The organism is Nannocystis pusilla (genome assembly GCF_020073745.1).
Taxonomy (GTDB): domain Bacteria; phylum Myxococcota_A; class Polyangia; order Nannocystales; family Nannocystaceae; genus Nannocystis; species Nannocystis radixulma.
In genome coordinates this window covers 325,280-346,364 of sequence record NZ_JAIRAU010000059.1, presented here as the reverse complement: position 1 = coordinate 346,364, position 21,085 = coordinate 325,280, and the positions used below count along the sequence as shown (strand labels likewise).

Here is a 21,085-nt window from a genome sequence, read left to right as displayed (position 1 = left end):
CTACCTGCCCCAAAGGACCTGTTCCCATGTTCGACCAAGCCCGCGCCCACTACGCCGCCATCCTCGCCGAGATCGACGCCGCCGGCCTGAGCAAGCACGAGCGCGTGATCGCCTCGCCGCAGGGCGCCGAGATCACCGTCAACGGGCGCACGGTCCTCAACTTCTGCGCCAACAACTACCTCGGCCTGTCGAGCCACCCGGCCGTGATCGCCGCCGCGCGCGAGGCCCTCGACGAGCGCGGCTACGGCATGTCCTCGGTCCGCTTCATCTGCGGCACGCAGGACCGTCACAAGGAGCTCGAGCGGCGGCTGGCCGAGTTCGTCGGCACCGAGGACTCGATCCTCTACTCCTCGTGCTTCGACGCCAACGGCGGCCTGTTCGAGACCCTGCTCGGGCCCGAGGACGCGATCATCTCCGACGCCCTCAACCACGCCTCGATCATCGACGGCATCCGCCTGTGCAAGGCCCAGCGCCACCGCTACGCCAACGACAACCTCGACGAGCTCGAGTCGATCCTCAAGGACACCCAGTCGGCGCGCCTGCGCCTGATCGCCACCGACGGCGTGTTCAGCATGGACGGCAACATCGCCCGCGTGGCCCAGATCTGCGACCTCGCCGAGAAGTACGGGGCGATGGTCATGGTCGACGACAGCCACGCCACCGGCTTCGTCGGCCCGAACGGCCGCGGCAGCCACGAGCACAGCGGCGCGTTCGGCCGCGTCGACATCATCACCAGCACGCTCGGCAAGGCCCTCGGCGGCGCCTCGGGCGGCTTCGTCGCCGCCACCAGGGAGGTCGTCGCGCTGCTGCGCAACCGCTCGCGGCCCTACCTCTTCAGCAACTCGCTGGCGCCGTCGATCGTCGCCGCCTCGCTCGCGGTCATGGACCTGCTCACCGGCAGCTCCGAGCTGCGCGACCGCCTGACCGCCAACACCCGCCGCTTCCGCGCCGGCATGACCGCCGCGGGCTTCGCCATCAAGCCCGGCGTCCACCCGATCGTCCCCGTCATGCTCGGCGACGCCCGCCTGGCCGGCGAATTCGCGGCCCAGATGCTCGACGAGGGCATCTACGTGATCGGCTTCTCCTACCCCGTCGTGCCCAAGGAGCAGGCCCGGATCCGCGTCCAGCTGTCGGCCGGCCACCAGCCCGAGCACGTCGAGCGCGCGATCGCGGCCTTCTCGGCGGTCGGCAAGCGATTGGGCGTGCTGACCGCTTGAACATGTCTGAAGGCGCCTGTCCGAACAGTCACCTGTGGACGGGCGCCCCCCCGCGGGAGCGATCTCCCGCGAGCCGCTGCAAGCTGGCGCGCGAGTTGCGCAGCTCAGCGGCTCTTCACGTTGGCGACCATCATCAGCGCCAGGCAGGCGACGACCGGGATCACATAGGGCACGACCTTGAGCCCCCCGAGCTCGAAGTTCTGCCAGCCGAGCAGGAACTCCCCGGCCGCGATCGACCCCGCCACCAGGATCGCCCCCAACTGCTCGGGCCAATCGGTCTCGATCTTCAAACCGATATAGAAGATGAGCAGTCCGAGCAGCCCCGTGATCGTCGGGAAAGCCCACGCCGGCAGCCCGGCGATGGCATCGATGCCCTTTGTCGCCAGGTCCGGATTGCTCATCACCAGGTTGGCCAGCACGGCCACCGCCACGAGCCCGGTGGCGAAGATCAGGTAGGTCCAGATGCGCCCCTTGTGGGCCCGGTGGCTGTGATCGTGGGCGTGCCCTGCTGCCATGCGTTCCTCCCCCGGCACTCTACCTGTTACGCCGGTCACGCCGCGACCGCGTCGCGAGCAGAACATAGTCAACCTCGAGGTGCGGACTCGGTCACCGGCCCGCCGGCCCATCCCTCGCAATTCGGACGTCCCCCCTTGCCGAGTCTGCCAGTGTCGGGCAGCATCAAATCGTTCGGCTCGGATCGTTCGACGTACTTACTGTTCTTTTTCCGTCACGGTACTCCCATGCAACGCAACTCCCTTCGCTGGCTTCGTAACCTCCCGCTCCTCTCACTGCTGGTCACGCCGCTGGTGGTCCCCGCCTGTACCCTGAGCAAGCTCGACATCGATGAAGGTGGCGGCTACGAGGAGGGTGACGAGAAGGGCGGCGGCGGCGAGGAAGAGGGCGGCCAGGGCGAGGAAGAAGGCGGCGTCGAAGAAGGCGGCGTCGAAGAAGGCGGCGTCGAGACTGGCGAGATTCCCGGCGACCCCGGCACCGCCGGCTGGGAAGAGGGCGGCGAGCAGGGCGACGACCCGCCCCCGCTCCCCGGTGAGGGCGGCGAGGAAGGCCAGGCCGAATGGGGCGGCGAGCAGGGCGAGGGCGGCGAAGTCGGCGAGACCGGCCTGCCCGGTGAAGGCGGCGAGGAAGGCCAGGCCGAATGGGGCGGCGAGCAGGGTGAAGGCGGCGAGGGCCCCGATCCCGGCGAGGAAGGCGGCGCCGAGGGCAACGCCGAATGGGGCGGTGAACAGGGCGAAGGCGGCGAAGTCGGCGGCGAAGTCGGCGGCGAGGAGTGGGGCGGCGAGGAAGGCCTGCCCGGCGAAGGCGGCGAGGTCGGCGGCGAGGAGTGGGGCGGCGAGGAAGGCTTCCCCGGCGAAGAGGGCGGCCCGGCCGAGACCGGCGGCGAGGGCGGCGAGTGGGGCGGCGAGGAAGGCTTCCCCGGCGAAGAGGGCGGTCAAGAGGGCCTCCCCGGCGAGGGCGGCGAGTGGGGCGGCGAGGGCGGCTTCCCCGACGAGGGCGGCAACAAGCCCGCGCCCAAGAAGCCCCTCCAGATCATCGAGAAGCAGTTCAACACCTGCCTCGACAGCGGCCAGCCGTACAACCAGTGCGTCGGCAAGCTCGACCTGGCGCTGAAGAAGCTGTGAGCCAGCCCGGTTCGACGACACGCCGAGGTCCGCGCGACCTCGGCGTTTTGCGTTGGTTCACCGGCGCCCGAACTTGCACCGCTGCCGCATGCGCCGGACACTTCGCCTCGACCGATGCAGATCACCAGCAACTTCGACGGCGGCAACATCCTCGTCCGCGACATCGCCGACCCGGGCGACGCCCACCTCGAGATTCGGCGCGACAACAACTCCGACTTCTACCAGTGGTTCTACTTCCGCGCCTCGGGCGTGCGCGACACCCCGCTCGCGCTGCACCTCGACAACGCCGGGACCAGCAGCTATCCGCCCGGCTGGAAGAGCTACCGCGCCGTCGCCTCCTACGACCGCGAGGAGTGGTTCCGCGTACCCACCGAGTACGACGGCACTCGCCTGACGATCCGCCACACCCCCGAGCACGACAGCGTCTACTACGCCTACTTCGCGCCCTACTCGCACGAGCGCCATCAGGACCTCGTCGCTGCCTGCCAGCTGTCGCCGCGGTGCCGCCACGAGCTGCTGGGCGCCACCCTCGACGGCCGCGACCTCGACCTCCTCGTCATCGGCGAGCCGGCCCCCGACAAGCGCGCGTGCTGGATCATCGCCCGCCAGCACCCCGGCGAGACCATGGCCGAGTGGCTCATGGAGGGCCTGCTCGCGCGCCTGCTCGACGACGAAGATCCGGTCGCGCGCCAGCTGCTCGCCCGGGCCGTCTTCTACTGCGTCCCCAACATGAACCCCGACGGCTCGTTCCGCGGCAACCTGCGCACCAACGCCGCCGGCGCCAACCTCAACCGCGAGTGGCAGGAGCCCACGCGCGAGCGCAGCCCCGAGGTGTTGCACGTCCGCAGGCGCATGGAGTCGACCGGCGTCGACTTCTGCCTCGACGTCCACGGCGACGAGGCCCTGCCCTACAACTTCATCGCCGGCCCCGACGGCGTCGCCTCCGTCAGCGCCCGGGTGCACGGCCTGCAGGACGAGTACGAGCGCCTGCTGACGCGCGCGAGCCCCGACTTCCAGACCGAGCACGGCTACGACCCGGTCCCCCCCGGCGCCGCCAACATGACGATGTGCACCACGTTCATCGCCGACCGCTTCGGCTGCCTGTCGATGACGCTCGAGCAGCCCTTCAAGGACACCGTCGATTCGCCGCACGAGCTGCTCGGCTGGTCGCCCGAGCGCTGCCGCAAGCTCGGCCGCGCCAACCTCGACGCCCTCTACGGCGTCCTCGACCGCCTGCGCTGACGTCGCGACCCGCCTGCCCGCTCGGACATCTGACTCCGAGCGGGCCGCGGCGCGCCTAGTTCTTGCCTGTCTTTTCGGACATCCGCATCACGAACGCGAACTCGACCTTGCGCCGCTGCACGCTGCTGTCGATCGCCTCGACCACCACGCGGTCACCGACCGTCAGGGTGAAGCCCGAGCGCTGACCGACCAGCTTCACGCCGGACGAGTCGAGCTGGAACGGCTCGCCGCGGTCGCGCTCGAGGTTGCCGAGGCGCACCAGCCCGTCGACGAACGGCCGGTCGATCTGCACGAACAGGCCCGGCGAGCCGATGCCCGAGACCGTCGCCTCGAACCGGTCGCCGACGCGGTCTCGCATGTAGAGCGCCGCGAACAGCGACTTGCTGTCGCGCTCGGCGTCGGCGACCGCGCGCTCGCGCAGGCTGCTGCGCGCCCCCTGCTCGGCCGTCTGCTCGCGCGGCGGCATCGGCGGCACCGGCTCCGGGCCGGGCAGCCCGCCGATCCGCGCCAGGTGGGACTTGAGCACGCGGTGCACGATCAGGTCCGGGTAGCGCCGGATCGGCGAGGTGAAGTGCGCGTACGCGTCGCTCGCCAGCGCGAAGTGGCCGACGTTGTCGACGCTGTACTGCGCCTGGGCCATCGCCCGCAGCATGAACATGTGCAGCGCCGGGCGCCGCGGGTGGTGCTGCGTGCGGTTCAAAAATTTCTGCGCCCCGCGCGGCGTGGTCAGCTTCTCCGGGTCGGCCTTGGCGCCGAGCGCCTCGGCCACCGTCGCCAGCTGCTCGAGCCGCACCGGGTCGGGCGGCGCGTGGATCCGGTACACGAGCGGCAGCCCGTGCGTCACCGCCACCCGCGCGACCGCCTCGTTGGCGGCCAGCATCAGCTCCTCGATCAGGTTGTACGCGCGGGCCAGCTCGGCGCTGGCGCGCGTCGGCACGATGTCGCGGATCCGCTCGGGGTCGTCCTGGTCGAGCAGCACCTTGATCTCGGGCACGTTCAGCTCGATCGCCCCCCGCCGCAGCCGGCGCGCCCGCAGGCGGTCGGCCGCCGCGCGCAGCGCCGCGATCCGGGCCGTCACCTGGGGCGGCTGGCTCGTCTGCGCATCTGTCTCTTCGGACAGCACCGCCGCGACCTCCTCGTAGGTCAGGCGCTTGCGGCTGTGGATGACCGACGCGCGCAGCACCAGCTCGTCGATCTCGCCGTCGGTCGCGAGGCGGAAGCTCGCCACCATCGCCAGCCGGTCCTGCTCCGGGACCAGCGAGCACATGTGCGACGACAGCGCCCGCGGCAGCATCGGGATGCTGCGGTTCGGCAGGTAGCACGAGAAGCAGCGCCAGGCCGCCTCGCGGTCGATCGCCGTGCCCTCGCGGACGTAGTGCGACACGTCGGCCACCGCCACGTGCACGCGCACCGCCCCGTGCGGGCCCTCGCCCGCGATCGCCTCGACGCACACCGCGTCGTCGAAGTCGCGCGCGTCGACCGGGTCGATCGTCATGAACTCGAGCCCGCGCAGGTCGGCGCGGCCCGCCAGGTCCTCCGGCTGCACCGTCTCCGGCACCGCCTCGGCCTCGGCCAGCACGTCGGCCGCGAACTCCGGGTCGATGTTGTACTCGAGCAGGATCTTCGCCTGCTCGGTCGCCAGCGTGTTCGGCGGCCCCAGCAGTCGCTCGATCCGGACCGCCCCGCCGTCGCGGGTGTCGTGCGGGTAGCGCGTGATCGCGGCCACCACCACCATGTCCTCGGGGACAGGTGTATCGTCCTCCACGTCGGGCCGGAGCAGCACGCGCGGGTCGTCGCACTCGAGCACGCGGGCGCGCCCGATGCGGCGCACCTGTCCCGTCAGCCGCGTCCGTCCGCGCTGCAAAATCCGCACGATCTCGCCCTCGAAGCCCTTCTCCGACGGCCAGCTCAGCACCTCGATCTCGTCGCCGTCGAGCGCCCCAGCGAGGCGCCCACGCGGGATAAATACAGTTCCTTCACCATCGAGGCGTTCGGCGAAGCCGAACCCTCCCGGGTTGACCACGAGCCTGGCGGCCGCGGCCCCCTTTGTCTCTGCCTTACTCACGCGCGAGAAGATGCCGACGCAATTCCCCCCGCGCAACCCGCGACGACGCGCGGCAAACGCACGCGCCGCGCACGAGGCCGGACGGCCGCTTCGTGCTCAGCGGAAGGCTCGCAGGTGCCCGTCGTCGCAGCCGACCACCAGCGTGCCGTCGCCGGCGATGGCGACCGACGAGTCGATGTCGGCGCCGAGCTCGAGCGCCCACAACACCTTGCCGCGCGGCGACACCGCGTAGAGCCGCTCGTCCTGGCTGCCGAAGAAGATGTTGCCGGCGGCGTCGACGACCGGCGTCGCGTGGATCTTGCCGCCGGTCGGCAGCACCCACTTGACGTCGCCGCCCGGTGACAGCGCGTACAGGTTACCGTCGAACGACGTCGCGTACACGGCTCCGCCCTCGCCGATCGCGATCGCCGAGCGGATGTCTTTCTGGGCCACGAAGCTCCAGCGCAGGCTGCCGTCGGTGCGCAGCGCGTGCACGCGACCGTCGTCGGCGCCGACGTAGATCGCCCCGTTTTCTCCCAGCGCCGGGCCGCCGTCGACGTCGGCGCGGATCGAGTACGTCCACTGCAGCGCGCCGTCTGCGCTGAGGGACATGAACAATCCGTCCTGTCCGCCGACGTAGATCGAGCCGTCGCCGGCCACGAGCGGGGCCGCGAACACGTGCTTGGCCTGGATCGACGCGTCGGCCGGGTAGTGCCAGCGGATCTGTCCTTCGGGACTGATGCGGTACACCCCGTCGGCCCCGAGGATGAGGTCGCCGTCGGGCGCGATGGTCGGCCCGCCGTCGGCGTCGCAGCGCGCCCCTTCGGGGCCGGGCACGCGCGCACCGTCGCAGTTGCCGAGCTTCAACGTCCAGGCGATCGCCTGCTTCTCGAGGTCGATCGCGTACAGCGTGTCGTCGTCGGCGCCGACGTAGGCGCGCGAGCCGGCGACCGCGGCCGTGGCCCAGACCATCCCGCCGACCGTCACGTCGAGCACGATCTCGCCGGCGCGCGGGCCACCGATCGCCACGCCGACGAAGCGACCGGCGTGGGTGCCGACCAGCGCGGCGGCCTCACCGCCGATCGTGGCGAGCGCCGGCGAGGCGAACACCACCGCGCCGAGATCGCGGTCCCACAGCTCCTGCGGCTCCTGCGTCGGGCCCTTCGCCGACGTCGGGCCCGCATGGCCCGGGCCCCCGCGCGCCCACCGGCCGCTCGCGCTGACCGGCGCGCGCGACGTTGCAGATACAGCGGGCTCGGCCGGTCTGGGGGCCACGCAGACGCCGGCCTCGCAGATCCGGTCGCCTTTGCAGTCGGTGTCCTTGACGCAACCCGTCTCCTGGCTGGCGGGTGCCTCGGTCGGCTCGGTCCACTGACAGCCGGCCGGGCCCAGCACCCCGACGACGGTCAGCGCAAGCCCTAGAACATCGTTACTTCGACCTCTGCGCGACACTCCAGGAGTCCTTTGCCGGGCGCGACCAAGTGAGCGAAAACTCTTGCCTTTGCGGCAATCTACCTTCGGCTCGGCTTTGACATCAACATTTTGGGGTGGTACCTGTATCCCGATATTCGCGGGAAAAAACGCTCCCCGGCGCGAGTTCCCGCGCTGGCCCGGGCGTCGCCCGGTAGCCCCGGGTCCCCCCTCTTCTCTTGCGGGTGCGCCCTCTGTGCGCCACCCGCGCCTCGCCCCGGTGTTCCCCTTGATTCACCCTCTGAGCAGCCCCCGAACGACGTTCTGTCGCTTACCGGGATCGGCTCGGATTTCTGGCCCTCCGGGCCTTCTTTGCGCCTGAGGAGCACGCATGTCCAGCCAGCCAGCCGCCCAGATCTCTTCCGGGACCGACGAGCCGGTCGAAGAGATCTACTACCGCAAGGGCGACATCGACTTCTGTTTCCTGCTGAACCGCCGGCACCACAACCTCCGCGTGTTCGACTACCGCGTCGGCAACTACCAGCAGAAGCGCGACTTCTTCGACCGGATCGCGCGCGCCGAGGGCCTGCGCAAGGTCTTCACGGTGGTGGAGAAGCAAGACTCGAAGAGCTGGCGCAGCGTCGGCTTCTCGCGCGAGGGTGCGATCCCCGGTTATTTCCGCACCGCCGACGCCTATATCATGAGTCGCGTCTACACCGAGGACGGTGAGCCGATTCAGGGCGGAGCGCCGAAGATGGGCGCGCCGCTGGCCGTGCCGGGCAAGGAGGGCAAGGACAAGGACCTCAAGTCCGTGCCCAAGCCGCGCGGCCTGACCGTCGACTTCATCCGCGACCCCGTCCTCTTGCAGGACATCGTCCGCGGCGTCGGCCAGGACGCGCTCTACGCCCCGTTCCGCCGCGGCGTGTTCAACCCCGACCTGGCGATCCACGCCAAGACCGGCAAGAAGGAGTACTGGGTCGGCGCCGAGACCGACAGCTCGTTCGGCCACGCCAAGGTCGACATGCTCACGCCGCCGGTGAAGGACATCGAGCTGCCGGTGCTCGAGTACTGCGTGAAGGCGCTGCTCGACGAGCTGCACAAGCAAGAAACCGCCAGCGTGTTCGCGCTGTGCGCCGCCGACTGGACCCTGAGCAATCAGGTCTACAGCGAGCTCGGCTTCAAGGTCACCGCGCGGCTCACCGATCACATCACGCGCGCCGATGAATTCGTGGGCGCGCAGCTGTGGCACCGCCGCCTCGCCAACATCGCCGCGCCCAAGCTGAGCAGCCTGCTCGGCTGATCGCGAGCGACGCACCATCACGAGCAACGAGAGCGCGACGCACCGCCTGGTGCGCTCGCGCAGCGTCGTATTGGGTCGGCCGCGCGGCCAGCGATCGCGCGTCGAGGCCCGCCGCGAACCTCGCCCGCGCCACTTGACGGACGGGGTGAGCGGTTTACCTTCACGCCCGAGCCGTCCCGGGGGCGTCTGTGTACTCGCGTTCGCTGGCTGCCGGGGGCCCGCGGAACCCACCGCCGAATCGTTTTGCCGAAGGTGTCCCCGTGACCACTAGCCGCGAAGAGAAGCACGAGTTCAAGGCCGAAGTCAGCGCGCTGCTCCGCCTCGTCACCAACTCGCTGTACACCAACCGCGAGATCTTCCTCCGCGAGCTCGTCTCGAACGCCTCCGACGCGCTCGACAAGGCGCGCTTCCAGGGCCTCACCGACACCAACCTGCGCGACCGCCACGAGAAGGCGCAGATCAAGGTCAGCGCCGATCACGGGCGCGGCGTCCTCACCATCGAGGACACCGGCGTGGGCATGACCCGCGACGAGATCGCGCTCAACCTCGGCACGATCGCCCACTCGGGCACCCTCAAGTTCTTGGAGCAGGCCCGCGCCCAGCAGGAGAGCGGGCAGAAGCCCGACCTCAACCTCATCGGCCAGTTCGGCGTCGGCTTCTACAGCGCCTTCATGGTCGCCGACCGCATCGACGTGACCAGCTTCAGCGCCGGCGAGGGCGCCGAACCTGTCCATTGGAGCAGCACCGGCGACGGCACCTTCACCGTCGGGCCGGGCCAGCGGAGCACCCGCGGCACCACCATCGAGCTGCACCTCAAGCCCGACGCCAAGGAGTTCCTCGACCGCTGGAAGATCGAGGGCATCATCAAGCGCTACAGCAACTACGTCGTCCACCCGATCCTGCTGAAGGTCGTCGACGACAAGGGCAACACCGAGGTCGACGGCAAGCAGATCAACGACGCCACCGCGTTCTGGATGCGGCCGACCCGCGAGCTCACCGACGCCGACTACACCGAGTTCTACAAGCACGTCATGGGCGGCTTCGTGCTGCCCGGCGACGAGCCGCTCGGCCACCTGCACCTCCACGCCGACGCGCCGATCCAGTTCGTCGCCCTGCTCTACATCCCGGGCAAGCCGCCGGCCGACCTGTTCCAGGAGGACCGCAAGGCGCTGCAGCTGTACGCCCGCCGCGTCGTCGTCATGGAGAGCTGCGACAAGCTGCTGCCCGGCTACCTCCGCTTCGTCCGCGGCGTCGTCGACTCCGAGGACCTGCCGCTCAACGTCTCGCGCGAGATGCTGCAGGAGCACAGCGCCCTCACTCAGATCCGCCGCCAGCTGACGCGCAAGGTGCTCAAGCTGCTCGAGGGCATCGCCAAGGACAAGCCCGAGACCTACGAGAAGATCTGGGACAACTACGGCGCCGTCCTCAAGGAAGGCATCCACACCGACAGCACGCACCACGACGAGTTGGTCGAGCTGCTGCGCTACCGCACCTCCGCGGACGACAAGCTGGTCTCGCTCGCGCAGTACGTCGAGTCGATGCCCGAGGGGCAGCCCGCCATCTACTACATCACCGGCGAGTCGCTGGCCGCGGTAGCCCGCAGCCCGCACCTCGAGGCCTGCCGCGCGCGCGGCTACCAGGTCCTCTACATGGCCGACCCGATCGACGAGTGGGTCGTGCAGGACCTGTCCGAGTACAAGGGCAAGAAGCTCGTCAGCGTCACCCAGGGCGACCTCGACATCCCCGAGGACGACGCGCACAAGCACGACGCCGGGGCGATCGCCGCGGCCGTCGACAAGTCGAAGGAGCTGCTGACCGACAAGGTCAAGGACGTGCGCGTATCCAAGCGCCTGCGCGAGAGCGCCTCCTGCCTCGTCGACGACAGCGGCGGCCTGTCGCGCAACATGGAGCGGATCCTCAAGATGGCGCGCCAGGACGTGCCGGCGCGCCAGCGGATCCTCGAGCTCAACCCCGAGCACCCGTTCGTCCAGGCCGTCGACAAGCTCGCGCGCGAGGCCCCGGGCGACGACCGCCTCGGCACCTACGTCGAGCTCCTCTACGACCAGGCCGCGCTCGCCGAGGGCCAGGTCCCCGACCCCGCCGGCCTGCTCAAGCGCTTCAACTCCGTGCTCAGCGGCACGATCAAGATCTGAGCCCCGGCCCGGGTCTCCGCAGCGCCCCGCGATCCTCGTCGCGGGGCGCTTCGCGCTCTCTCGGAGGCCAGACCTGTCTCTCCGGACAGATGATTACGCTGCTCGCCGGCGCCGCCGCGCCAGCGCGGTCAGCCCGAGCAGCGCGAGCGGACCTGCCCCTCCGGACATGTCGTTGCGGCAGCCGCAGCCCTCGCCGCCGGTCTCCCCGCCGGTCTCGCCGGCCGTATCGCTGCCCTCGCTGCCGCCGGCGCTGGTCGACGTCGTCGGCGCGCCCGTCAGCCCTCCGCCCGTGGTCGGCACGGCCGTCGTCGTCACCGCCCCGGACTCGCTCGCGCTGTCGCCCGAGCCGGAGGTGGTCGTCTCGCCGCCGGTGCCGCCGTCGGTCGTCGGATCGACCCCGTAGGCCGTCATCGTCGCGTTCGAGTCGGCGACGAGCGCATTGACGCCGGCGCGGAACTGCACGCGGGCGCTGTTCTCGTACACGCCCGGCGCGCCGAGCTCGACCGTCACGCTGACCGTCTTGCCCTCGCCCTCGCCGAGGTTGCCGAGGTTCCACGTCACCACCCCGTCGACGTGGCTGCCGTCGTCGGTCGCCGACACGAACGTCACGCCCGCGGGCAGCGTGTCGGTCAGCACCGCGTCGAGCGCCGGCATCACGCCCATGTTGACGTACGTGATGTCGAACGTGACCTCGGGGACATCCGTGGTCGCCGGCGCCGCCTTCGTCACCGAGATCTGCGGCAGGCCCTCCGCCGTCGCGCACGGCGCCTCGAACAGCGAGTTGAGGAACAGCCGCGTCCCCTGCGTCGTCGGGTTCGCGGAGATGGGCAGCTTGACGTCGTACTCGTGGCCGCCGAGGTAGCTGACCTTGCCCGCCGTCAGGCACGCCGCCGACAGCCCCGGCCCTTCCTCGAGCCCGGGACAGATGCCGTCGACGAACCCCGTCATCCACACGTCGTTGACCCCGATCGGCGTGCCCGCCTCGGTGATCATCACGATGTCGCTGCCCTTGTAGCTGTCGCCCTGCGGCAGGCTGTAGGCCGGCTCGCTGCCGCCGACCGACTTGAACGGCCCGTCGAGCTGACCGAACGGCGTGTCCGTCTGGTGGTAGTCGTACATGTTCGGCTGGGCGCCAATGAGGAACCCGTTGGGCGTCAGGAAGTGCCCGTGCGCGGCCAGGTTCTCGAACGCGTTGACCGCCTGACACTCCGCGAACAGGTGCGTCGGGTGGGTCAGGAACTCGCGCATCTCCGCCACCACCTGCGGGTTCGCCTTGGCGTCGTTCACGCCCCAGTGCATCGACATGAACTGGCAATAGACCGGATCGCCGTCGGCGTCGAACAGCGCCCCGTCGCGCAGGTTGTCCTCGGTCGGGCCCGACAGCTCGGCCGGATCGAGCATGTCGGGGCTCGAGTCGGGCCAGCCGTAGTCGCCGACCGAGTCGGGGATCCCCGCGGCCATCATGTACTTGCGCGCGATCTTCTGGTTGCCGTCGGCCATCATCGCGATCGTCGGCGCGATCACCAGCGTCTGCGCCACGTCGGCGGTGAAGCCCTCGCTCGCCTCGTGCACCGCCACGTCGGGGTTGTCCTGCTGCCACGCCTCGACGATCGGCAGCGCGTCCACGGCGTCGGCCGCGTCGATCACCCACGGCCCGCCGCGATAGCCGTGCGCGTCGATCACCGCCCCGCTGGCCACATCGGTCGCCGAGGCGACGAAGTCGTCGTCACCGAAGCCCTTGCCCACCTTGATCGCCCAGTGCACCGGCACACCCTGACGCAGCAGCTCGTACACGAGGCCGTATGCGCGCAGCATGCCCAGGTCCTGGTAATCGGTGTCCATCGGAATCACCAGCGAGCCGGCGGCGAAATCGGCGGCGCTCGCGGGGAGCGGTGCGAGAGCGAGCGTCACTGCGACCATGAGGCGTGAACAATTCATGCAAGTCTCCTGCGGCTTGGACATCGCGCCTCGGACCCGTTCCAACTCCGCCACCGGTGCCCGGCGCGCGACGTCGAATCAACCTGTCCTTCAGGACATCCATCAACGGGCTCGAGCTCGCCTGGCCGCGAGCGCCGCCTTGAGCGTCGCGTAGCACTCGATGCGTTCGCTCGTCCCGGTGTCGGCGAGGACGCTCGCCGCGGCGGGCGACAGCCCCGAGAGCACGCAGCGAGCGCCCAGCAGGCCGACCGCACGGACCAGCCCGGTGATGCCCGCGAGCGCGGCGGCGTCGACGTCTTGCGCCCCTGTCAGGTCGAGGACGATCACCCGCGCGCGCACCCGCGTCACCTCGCACAGCACCCGCTCGATCGCCGTCCCCATTCGCTCCGGCTGCAGCGCTCCGATCAGCGGCACCACCAGGGCCCCTTCCCCCACCTCGATCACCGGCGACGACAGCGCTTCGATCTCGGCGCGCTGGCGGTGGACGTGCTCGAGCTGCTCGTGCAGCGCCGCCTCGGCGGCCGCGCGGGCCGACACGGCCGCCTCGAGGCGGCCCGCCATCTCGTTGTAGCTGCGGGCGAGCAGCCCGAGCTCGTCCTCGTCGTCGCCCGCCAGACGGATCGACAGGTCGCCCTCGCCGACCCGCCGGAGCGCGTCCTGGATCGCGCGCGTGCGGGCGGCGGTGAGCTGCGCCGTCGGGATCGCCGTCATCAACAGCCAGCGGATCTCGGGCACGGCGCGGACCAGCAGCATCACCGGCTCACCTGTCCTGTCGACCAGCTCGATTCGCCCCTCGCCTGCCGCGATCAGCGGGCCGAGGTCGAGCCCGGCGAACCCGCCGCCGAGCGCCGACAGCCGCTCGCGGAACACGCTGCCCGCCTCCTGGGCGATCACCGCCGGGATCGCCGGGTGGGCGACGAGGGCGCCGTCGTAGTCGACGATGAACGACTCGCCGGCCGACGAGGCGCGCAGGGCGTCGCCGAGCAAGCTGTCCAGAGGGACATCCATGCTCCACACCCCGACGAACGCGTCGCCATGACGAACCGGGATCGACGCGCAGAGGATCAGCCCGCGCCCGCCGTAGTCGATGTTCGGCGGCGACCAGCGGAGCGTGCCCTCCGGGTTGTGCCCCGGCTCCGCGACCGCGAAGCTGTGATAGCCGTGCCAGTCGAACTCCGGCGGGATCGCCGTCACCCCGTCGAGCGCCGGGGCGATCACCGCCGCGTTGGTGTCGTCCTGGTAGTAGATCCACACCACGTCGGGGAAGCGCTCGTGCAGCGCTCGCAGGCCCGGGCCCGCGTCGCGCAGCGCGTGCATGTGCGCCCGCGTCACCGGATCTTCGCGCCGGCTCGGCGGCCACAGGAAGCTCATCGGGTCGGTCGACGGGTCGGGCCGCGTCCCCGCGGCCGCGCAGGCCCGCAGGCGCGCGAGGTGAGGCGCGCGCTCGAAGAACCCGCCGGCCGGATCGACGGCGAACCCCTCGCGCTCGAGCCAGTCCGCGATCGCCACCTCGTCGCGCGGCGTCGCCTCGAACAGCGCCGCCGTCAGCGTCGCCAGGTGATGCAGGGCCTCGTGCAGGCGCGCCACCCGGCTGCCGATCGAATACGCGACGCGCTGGACCTGGCTCTCGAGCGTGGCGAGCTGCACGGCCTTTCGAGCGTAGACTTCGGCCCCCACCCCACGCAAGTTCACGTTCGCGGGCCGGCGCTCGCGCCGCGGCCGAGCTGCGCTCAGCCGAACACGTCGGCGAAGCGGATGTCCTGGGGGACATCTGCGGTCTTCGCCACCCAGCGCAGCCCGCTCAGCATCAGCGCTTCCTGGACCACCCCGCGCCCGCCGAGGATCGGGTTGGGCGAGAACAGCAGCACCTTGCCCTTGCCGAACTGCGACGCCGTGATCGCCGGCGTGCCCGGCATCTCGCCCGGGCCTGTCCCCTTGGACATGCTGTAGATCTCGCCGACGAACGCCGCCAGCGGCACGTACGGCGCGAGCCCCTCGACGGCCACCGGCGTGAAGATCGGCCCGTTGGCGTAGAACAGCTTGAACGGCTCGCGCCCCGCCGCCGAGACCTCGAGCCCGGCGATCCCGCGCTGCCAGAAGTCGCCGGTCAGGTTGCGGCCGGCCACGATCCGCAGCTTGTGAAACTGGTCCTCGCCCTGCAGCGCCATGTACGCCCCGGCGCACACCCCGACATAGCCGCCGCCGCGGGCCACGAAGTCCTTCACCCGTTGCTTGCCGACGTCGCCGAGGTTGCGGCCCTGCGCCGTCCCGCTGCCGCCCATGAACACCGCCACGTCCTCGTCGTCGAGCGACCCGCTGCGGATGTCCTCGGGGACAGTCACGCGCAGGCGGAAGCCCTGGCGCCCCTCGAGCAGCTGCCTGGCCGCCGCGAAGGCGGCCGGGTGGACCCCCCCGGCCTTGTACAGCGCCACGCGCACCGGCTTCGCGCCCGCACGCGCCCGCGCCGGCAACATCGCCCCGATCGTCGCCCCGATCGCCGTCCCGAGGAATTCGCGTCGCCGCAGCACCTCCCGAGCGTGCCACAACTCGCCGTCGCGCGCCGCTCTCCGGCCTGGAGACACCTGCGAGGCCGTGCGCCTGCGTGCAGCTCGTCGCGTCGCCGGGCGCGGCGGACCGCCACCGCGAGCTCGCGCGCGCTCGACTCCGACGCGTCGCTCGCAGCGACCTGCGCCTTCTCGAGCGCGTCGAACAGCGCCGCGCCGCTCAGCGGAGGAACTTGCCCTTCAGGATCTCGTCGATCTCTTGCAGCATCCCGAGCATCTGATCGACGCGATCCTGCAGCCCGCGGACGTCCTGCAGGTTGCCCGTGGCCGCGCGGACCAGCGGCACCAGCGTGCGTTCGACGATCGCTACCTGCTGGGCCAGCAGCTCTTGCACGCCGGGCGGGGGCTCGTTGTGGACGTCGACCTTGAGCGTCGCCTGATTGAGGCTCTCGAGCGCCGTGGCAATCCGCGCCACGATCGGCCGCGCCCAGTCGAGCCCGCCGATCGACGGCGGCGGCGCGCTCGGCAGCGGCAGCGTGCTGAGCTTCTTCTCCGGCTCCGGCGGCTTCTGCTGCACCTGCGCCTGCGCCTGCGCCTGCGCCATCAGCTCGACCAGGCGGGCCTGCTGGGCCATCTGCGCCTGCTGCAGCTCCTTGCCGTTCGCCGCCTCGCGCTCGGCCACCACCAGCAGCGAGTCCTTGACCTGCTCGACGCGCTCGGCGAGCACCGACAGCTGCCCGGCCACGCGCACGGCCGGATCGTCGGCTGCGCCGCCGAGGCTGCGCACGCGCTGGAACTCGCGCTTGATCGTCGCCCAGCGCTCGGCTCGCTCGCCGTGCAGGCGCCCGCGCATCTCCGCCAGCTTGAGCAGGTTCTGCTCGGCCGCCACCGTCAGCGTCTGCGCCTCGCCGGCGTAGTGGTCGTCGACCAGGCGGTCGACCTCGTCGGCCGTCATCGCCGCGGCGACCTTCTCGGCCAGCTTGTTCATGTTGCGGTAGCTGCCCTGCAGCTTGAACGCCGGCTCGGTGCGGAACTTGTCGTCCATCGCCGCCGACGCGATGTACTCCTGGTTCACGCGCAGCAGCACCTCCTGCACGCGGAACAGGTGCTTGATGACGCCGACGACCTCCTGCACCTCGGCGCCGGAGTAGCCGTAGGAGAAGTCGGTGGTCGCGACCTCCTCGCCGCGCGCCATCTTGATGAAGCGGTACACGTCGGCCTGCTCGCGGGTGGCCAGCGGCGCCAGCGTGCGGTTCGACGTCAGCGTATTCTCGATGTAGCTGAGCGAGAACGCCTCGAGGTTGCCGCCGAGGATGTCGCCGAGGTTGTAGGTGTCGGCGCGGTTGGCCAGCATGTCGGGGATCTTGAACGCCGCGCCCGACTCCGTGTACGGGTTGCCCGCCATCACCACGCAGAACTTCTTGCCGCGCAGGTCGTACGTGCGCGAGCGGCCGCGCCACACGCCCTCGATGCGGCGCTGCGCGTCGCACAGCGAGATGAACTTCTGCAGGAACTCGGGGTTGGTGTGCTGGATGTCGTCGAGGTAGAGCATCACGTTGTTGCCCATCTCGAGCGCCAGGTTGACCTTCTCGACCTCCTGCGCCGCCGTCGCGTTGGGCGCCTCGGCCGGGTCGATCGACACCACCTCGTGGCCGAGCGCCGGCCCGTTGACCTTCATGAACACCAGGCCGAGCCGGTTGGCGACGTACTCCATCAGCGTCGTCTTGCCGTAGCCCGGCGGCGAGATGAGCAGCAGCATGCCCATGCGATCGGTGCGCTTCTGATCGCCGGCCGCCCCCAGCTGCTTGGCCATGTTGGCCCCGACCAGCGGCAGGTAGACCTCGCTGACCAGCTTGTTGCGCACGAACGAGGTCAGCACCTTCGGCATGAACTCGTCGAGCCGCAGCCGCTTGCGCTCGCGGTCGATGAGCTGCTGGCGCAGCCGGCGGAACTCGCGGAAGCCCGGCACGCGCACGCGCGCGAACTCGCCGAGGCGGCCGAGGAACTCGTCGAGCCGCAGCTCGAGCGTGCGCTCGCGGACCCGCGGGTGCTGTCCCAAGAGACCGGTGACCTGCGTGCTCTCGATCGCGGTCTGGACCTCGCGGTCGAGCTTGCGGTCGGTGAGCGCCAGCGCGGCCGCCTCGACCAGCGCCGTCGCCCCCTTGGCCTGCTCCGGCAGCGCCGCCGTGAACGCCTCTAGCCACGCCTTCACCAGCTCGAAGCGCTCGCGCAGCCGGCCCTCGAGCGCGCGCAGGTCGTCGTCGAGCGCGCGCCGGCGGCCGCCCGCCTCGAGGGCCCCCAGCAGCTCCTGCCACAGCGTCTGCGCCGCGGCGCTGGTGACGAACCGCGGCCGCTCGTCGACCAGCTCCTCGGCGAGGTAGGCCCCGGCCGCGTGACAATCACCTGACCCGAAGGACAGCCCTGTCTGCTGCACCCACTCGGCGATCGCCCGCGCCAGGTCGCCGGCCAGCGCCTCCAGGGCGGCGCCGTGGCCGAACGCCGCGCGCAACCGGCCGGCGCTCTGGGCCCGGCGGTGCCACACCGCCTTGAGCTCGTTGCGATCGAACCACGCCCAGAACAGGCAGGCCAGCGCGCGCGGCCCCGGCGACACCCGCAGCAGGCCCGCCGTCGCGTACATCGCCAGCAGCTTGTCGAGGATCAGCGCCGCGTCGGCGTCGTGCAGGCCGCGCTCGTAGCCCTCGTCGTAGCGCTCGGCCGCGAACTTGCGGACCACGTCGACCAGCCCGCCGGCCTCGCGCCCGGCCGCGTGCAGCTTGTCGACCGTCAGCCCGTGCTCGCCGCGCTCCGCCGCGAACAGCACCGAGGCCGCCAGGTACTCGCCCCGGTACACCTGCTCGGTCTCCGACACCAGCTGCTGGGCCCAGAAGTCCTTCGTCTTGGCGAACTCCGGGTCCTCCACCGTCTCGTAGAAGTCGGTGCCGCCGAGGTGGATCGCCATCGCGCCGTCGCGCGCCACCAGCGTCAGGTCGAGCACCTGCGTGTTGACGGTGAAGCGGAACGTCCCGAACTTGACGACCTGCGCGCCCTCTCCGCCCTCGAACAGCTCGAGGCGGTCTCTCAGGGCTCGCAGCGCGTCCTGGCGCGCGGCCGTGATCTTGGTAGCGATCTCGTCGCCCTTGACCGAGGCGCCGAGCGCCATCAGGCGGTCGACCAGCTCCTTGGCCTTGAGCACCATCGCGTCGGCCGCGAAGTAGGCGTTGAGCTCGTCGGCGGTCTTGAACGTCTGCGCGCGGCGGCCGACGCCCTCGAGGATCCGGTCGGCGGCCCCGATCAGGTTCTGCACCCGCGCCTGCCGCTCGTCGAGCAGCGTCTGCTTGCGGGCCTGGAACGCGTCGTGGACCTCCTCGCGCTTGTCGGCGATCTCGCCGAGGAACTCGTCGAACTCGGAGAAGCGGCCGGCCAGCTCCTCGAGCTGCACGAGCAGCTTGGCCAGCTGCTCGTCGCACTTCTCCGGCGTGTCGCACAGCGCCAGCCCCGACGACACCGTCTGGGCGAACAGCTTGAACTGGGCCGCGAACTCGGCCTTGCCCTCGCTCGTCAGCAGCTGCTTGCGGACGCTCTGGAACGTCGCCCGCACCCGGCCCTGGTGGGCGAACACCGTCGAGATGTCCTCGAGGATCTTCGTCCGCGCCACCGCGTCGCCGACCTGCAGCCCGCTCACCACCTCGGCGAGCACGTTGAGGCCGTCGCCGATGGCGGCGATATCCTGCTCGATCGGCTGTAGCTGCGCCGCGTTGTCGACCTTCTCGAGCTGCGCCAGCACCTCGTCGAGCCGCTTGCCGACGGGGATCAGCGCCTCGCCCTTGACCAGGAAATCGACGCAGGCCTTGCTGATGCGGTCGAACTCCTCGACGACCTGCTTCTCGAGCACGTCGAGCGCGGCCAGGTCGATCGACCGCACCTCGCGGAGGGTGATGACCGCGCCTCGCTGGTTGCGCAGGGCCGTGAGCGCCTGCATGTACTGCTCGACGCTCTTCCAGTCGCCGGGCCGCAGCGTCTTGACCAGCGCGGTCTGCTTGGTCTGCGCCTCCTGCAGCGCCTCGCGGGCGCGCTTGCGGATCGCCACGACCTTCTCGAACTCGTCGATGATGAGCTCGCCGGTCTGGCGGATCGTCTTGACGTCGCTGGCGAGGTCGCCGACCTCGGCGTGCCCGAGCCAGTAGTAGTTGTCGACCAGCCGCTGCGCCTGCGCGATCAGGTCCTCGTAGGTCTCGCGCCGCGGGTCGCTGTTGTCGATCAGGCGCGCGACGCTGAACGCCTCGCTGATCCCGCGCACCAGTTCGGCGTTGCCGACCTTGGCCAGGTACGAGCCGTCGGTCGGGGCCGCGGCCGCGAACTCCGCCGTCACGAACGGCGTCTGCCACACCTGCATCGGGTGCAGCTGGGCCTGCTCCTCGCTCTGGGCGCGGAACACCACCAGCTTGCCGTCGCGGAACAGGCTGTACCCGTTGCACTGGATCGGGTTGGCCATCTCCTTGCGGATCAGGTTGTACGGGAACAGCACGTAGCGGCCCTGATCCTGGCGGTAGAACACGTAGAGCACGTCTTCGCCGTTGGGCGCGTCGATCCGGCGCTCGAACTCGAAGGCCCCGATCTCGCCGCCGAACTGCTTCGTGTCGCCCGTCGTCAGGTAGTAGCCGCCGGGGAACACCACCCCGTGGCCCTCGGGCAGCTGCATGCAGCTCTGGCCGATCGCGTCGACGCGCGCGACTGCCTTGAGCCGGGTGTTGTAGATGAAGTAGCGCCACTTCTGCTCGCGGTACGGCTGGATCTTCAGCAGCACCAGCGGGCCGACGATCGCGTAGAAGAACTTGGCGTCGTCGAGCGCCTGGTTGCCGTCCTCCACCGGCTCGCGGTAGATGCCGAGCCCGTCCTTGGTGTTGTTCTCGACCTTGATCGTCAGGTCGCCGCCGACGGTCTCGACGAACACCAGGTCCTTGATCGACACGTGCGGGTGCGGGCCCGAGACCTGGTCCTCGCGCGTCGTCGCCGTCCACTCGAAGTCGTGCGAGGCCGGCTTCGGCAGCTCGCGATCGCCGCGCGTGTCGACGTAGCGGACCCCGCCGCGCGGCAGCACGTTCCAGTGCAGCACCTTGACGTCGGTGAGCGCCGCGCCGATCTGGAAGATCGCGAACAGCTTGGTGTCCGTCGCCTTCAGCCGCTGCAGGCGCGTGTCCTTGTAGTACTTGTAGATGTCCGTGAAGTCCTTGACGAACTGCTCGCCGTCGAGGAGCCCCGGCACCTTGTCGTACGTCGCCGGCTGCATCGCCTGGCCCTCCGGCGCGGAGGGATCGAAGGTCTGGATCGAGAACACGTCCTCGACCGCGACCTCCTTCTTCATGCCGAAGAACACGTTGTAGCCGAGCAGCAGCTGCCCGCCCGACTGGACGATGTCGGCCGGGACGCAGGCGTGCTCGGTGCGCACGCGCTCGTTGGCGACCACCTGCAGCTCGCTGCCGCCGAACGCCTGCTTGCGCCGCTCGTTGAGCGCGGATGTCTTTTCGACCAGGGCCTTACCCTGCGCGATCAGTCGCGCGCGAATGACCTCGTAGCCGCCGCTCTCGAGCGCCTCGCCGCCGTCCTGCGGCTTGTCCTTCGCCTCTGCCATGGCGGCTCCGG

The 21,085-nt window shown here is 70.5% G+C and carries 12 protein-coding genes; 5 read left to right on the top strand and 7 right to left on the bottom strand.

Going from position 1 to position 21,085, the window contains the following annotated elements:
- Positions 1 to 26: 26 nt before the first annotated feature.
- Positions 27 to 1,217, top strand: coding sequence for a glycine C-acetyltransferase (kbl, locus tag K7C98_RS42855; protein WP_224197755.1), 1,191 nt, complete (start codon positions 27 to 29; stop codon positions 1,215 to 1,217).
- 104 nt (positions 1,218 to 1,321) lie between these two features.
- Here the strand turns inward: kbl and K7C98_RS42850 are convergent, their stop codons facing one another.
- Positions 1,322 to 1,732, bottom strand: coding sequence for a hypothetical protein (locus K7C98_RS42850; protein ID WP_224197754.1), 411 nt, complete (start codon positions 1,730 to 1,732; stop codon positions 1,322 to 1,324).
- 150 nt (positions 1,733 to 1,882) lie between these two features.
- Between K7C98_RS42850 and K7C98_RS42845 the strand changes: the two genes are divergently transcribed.
- Complete coding sequence (locus K7C98_RS42845; protein WP_224197753.1) at positions 1,883 to 2,854, top strand: hypothetical protein; 972 nt, start codon at positions 1,883 to 1,885, stop codon at positions 2,852 to 2,854.
- A gap of 114 nt (positions 2,855 to 2,968) precedes the next feature.
- Complete coding sequence (locus K7C98_RS42840) at positions 2,969 to 4,096, top strand: M14 family metallopeptidase (RefSeq protein ID WP_224197752.1); 1,128 nt, start codon at positions 2,969 to 2,971, stop codon at positions 4,094 to 4,096.
- 55 nt (positions 4,097 to 4,151) lie between these two features.
- Here K7C98_RS42840 and K7C98_RS42835 read toward each other — a convergent pair whose 3' ends face one another.
- Together K7C98_RS42835 and K7C98_RS42830 are read right to left on the bottom strand one after the other, a co-directional pair.
- On the bottom strand, positions 4,152 to 6,161 hold the full coding sequence (locus tag K7C98_RS42835) for a ribonuclease R family protein (protein WP_224197751.1): 2,010 nt from the start codon (positions 6,159 to 6,161) through the stop codon (positions 4,152 to 4,154).
- A 96-nt stretch (positions 6,162 to 6,257) separates the two neighbouring features.
- A complete protein-coding gene (locus K7C98_RS42830) occupies positions 6,258 to 7,535 on the bottom strand; it encodes a PQQ-binding-like beta-propeller repeat protein (RefSeq protein ID WP_224197750.1) in 1,278 nt (425 codons plus the stop codon).
- A gap of 406 nt (positions 7,536 to 7,941) precedes the next feature.
- Here K7C98_RS42830 and K7C98_RS42825 point away from each other — a divergent pair, with 406 nt between their 5' ends.
- Both K7C98_RS42825 and htpG read left to right on the top strand, forming a co-directional pair.
- Positions 7,942 to 8,850: a hypothetical protein gene (locus K7C98_RS42825; protein ID WP_224197749.1), complete on the top strand. Its 909-nt coding sequence runs from the start codon at positions 7,942 to 7,944 to the stop codon at positions 8,848 to 8,850.
- Between the two features lie 260 nt (positions 8,851 to 9,110).
- Entirely contained in the window at positions 9,111 to 11,003 is a 1,893-nt protein-coding gene (htpG, locus tag K7C98_RS42820; RefSeq protein ID WP_224197748.1) for a molecular chaperone HtpG, read from the top strand.
- A 93-nt stretch (positions 11,004 to 11,096) separates the two neighbouring features.
- Here the strand turns inward: htpG and K7C98_RS42815 are convergent, their stop codons facing one another.
- From K7C98_RS42815 to K7C98_RS42800, 4 genes are all read right to left on the bottom strand, one after another.
- On the bottom strand, positions 11,097 to 12,845 hold the full coding sequence (locus K7C98_RS42815) for a DUF11 domain-containing protein (RefSeq protein WP_224197747.1): 1,749 nt from the start codon (positions 12,843 to 12,845) through the stop codon (positions 11,097 to 11,099).
- A gap of 198 nt (positions 12,846 to 13,043) precedes the next feature.
- Positions 13,044 to 14,588, bottom strand: coding sequence for a HAMP domain-containing protein (locus tag K7C98_RS45390; protein ID WP_224197746.1), 1,545 nt, complete (start codon positions 14,586 to 14,588; stop codon positions 13,044 to 13,046).
- Between the two features lie 83 nt (positions 14,589 to 14,671).
- Positions 14,672 to 15,469, bottom strand: coding sequence for a BPL-N domain-containing protein (locus tag K7C98_RS42805; protein ID WP_224197745.1), 798 nt, complete (start codon positions 15,467 to 15,469; stop codon positions 14,672 to 14,674).
- 196 nt (positions 15,470 to 15,665) lie between these two features.
- Positions 15,666 to 21,074: a DNA repair ATPase gene (locus K7C98_RS42800; protein WP_224197744.1), complete on the bottom strand. Its 5,409-nt coding sequence runs from the start codon at positions 21,072 to 21,074 to the stop codon at positions 15,666 to 15,668.
- Positions 21,075 to 21,085 lie beyond the last annotated feature (11 nt).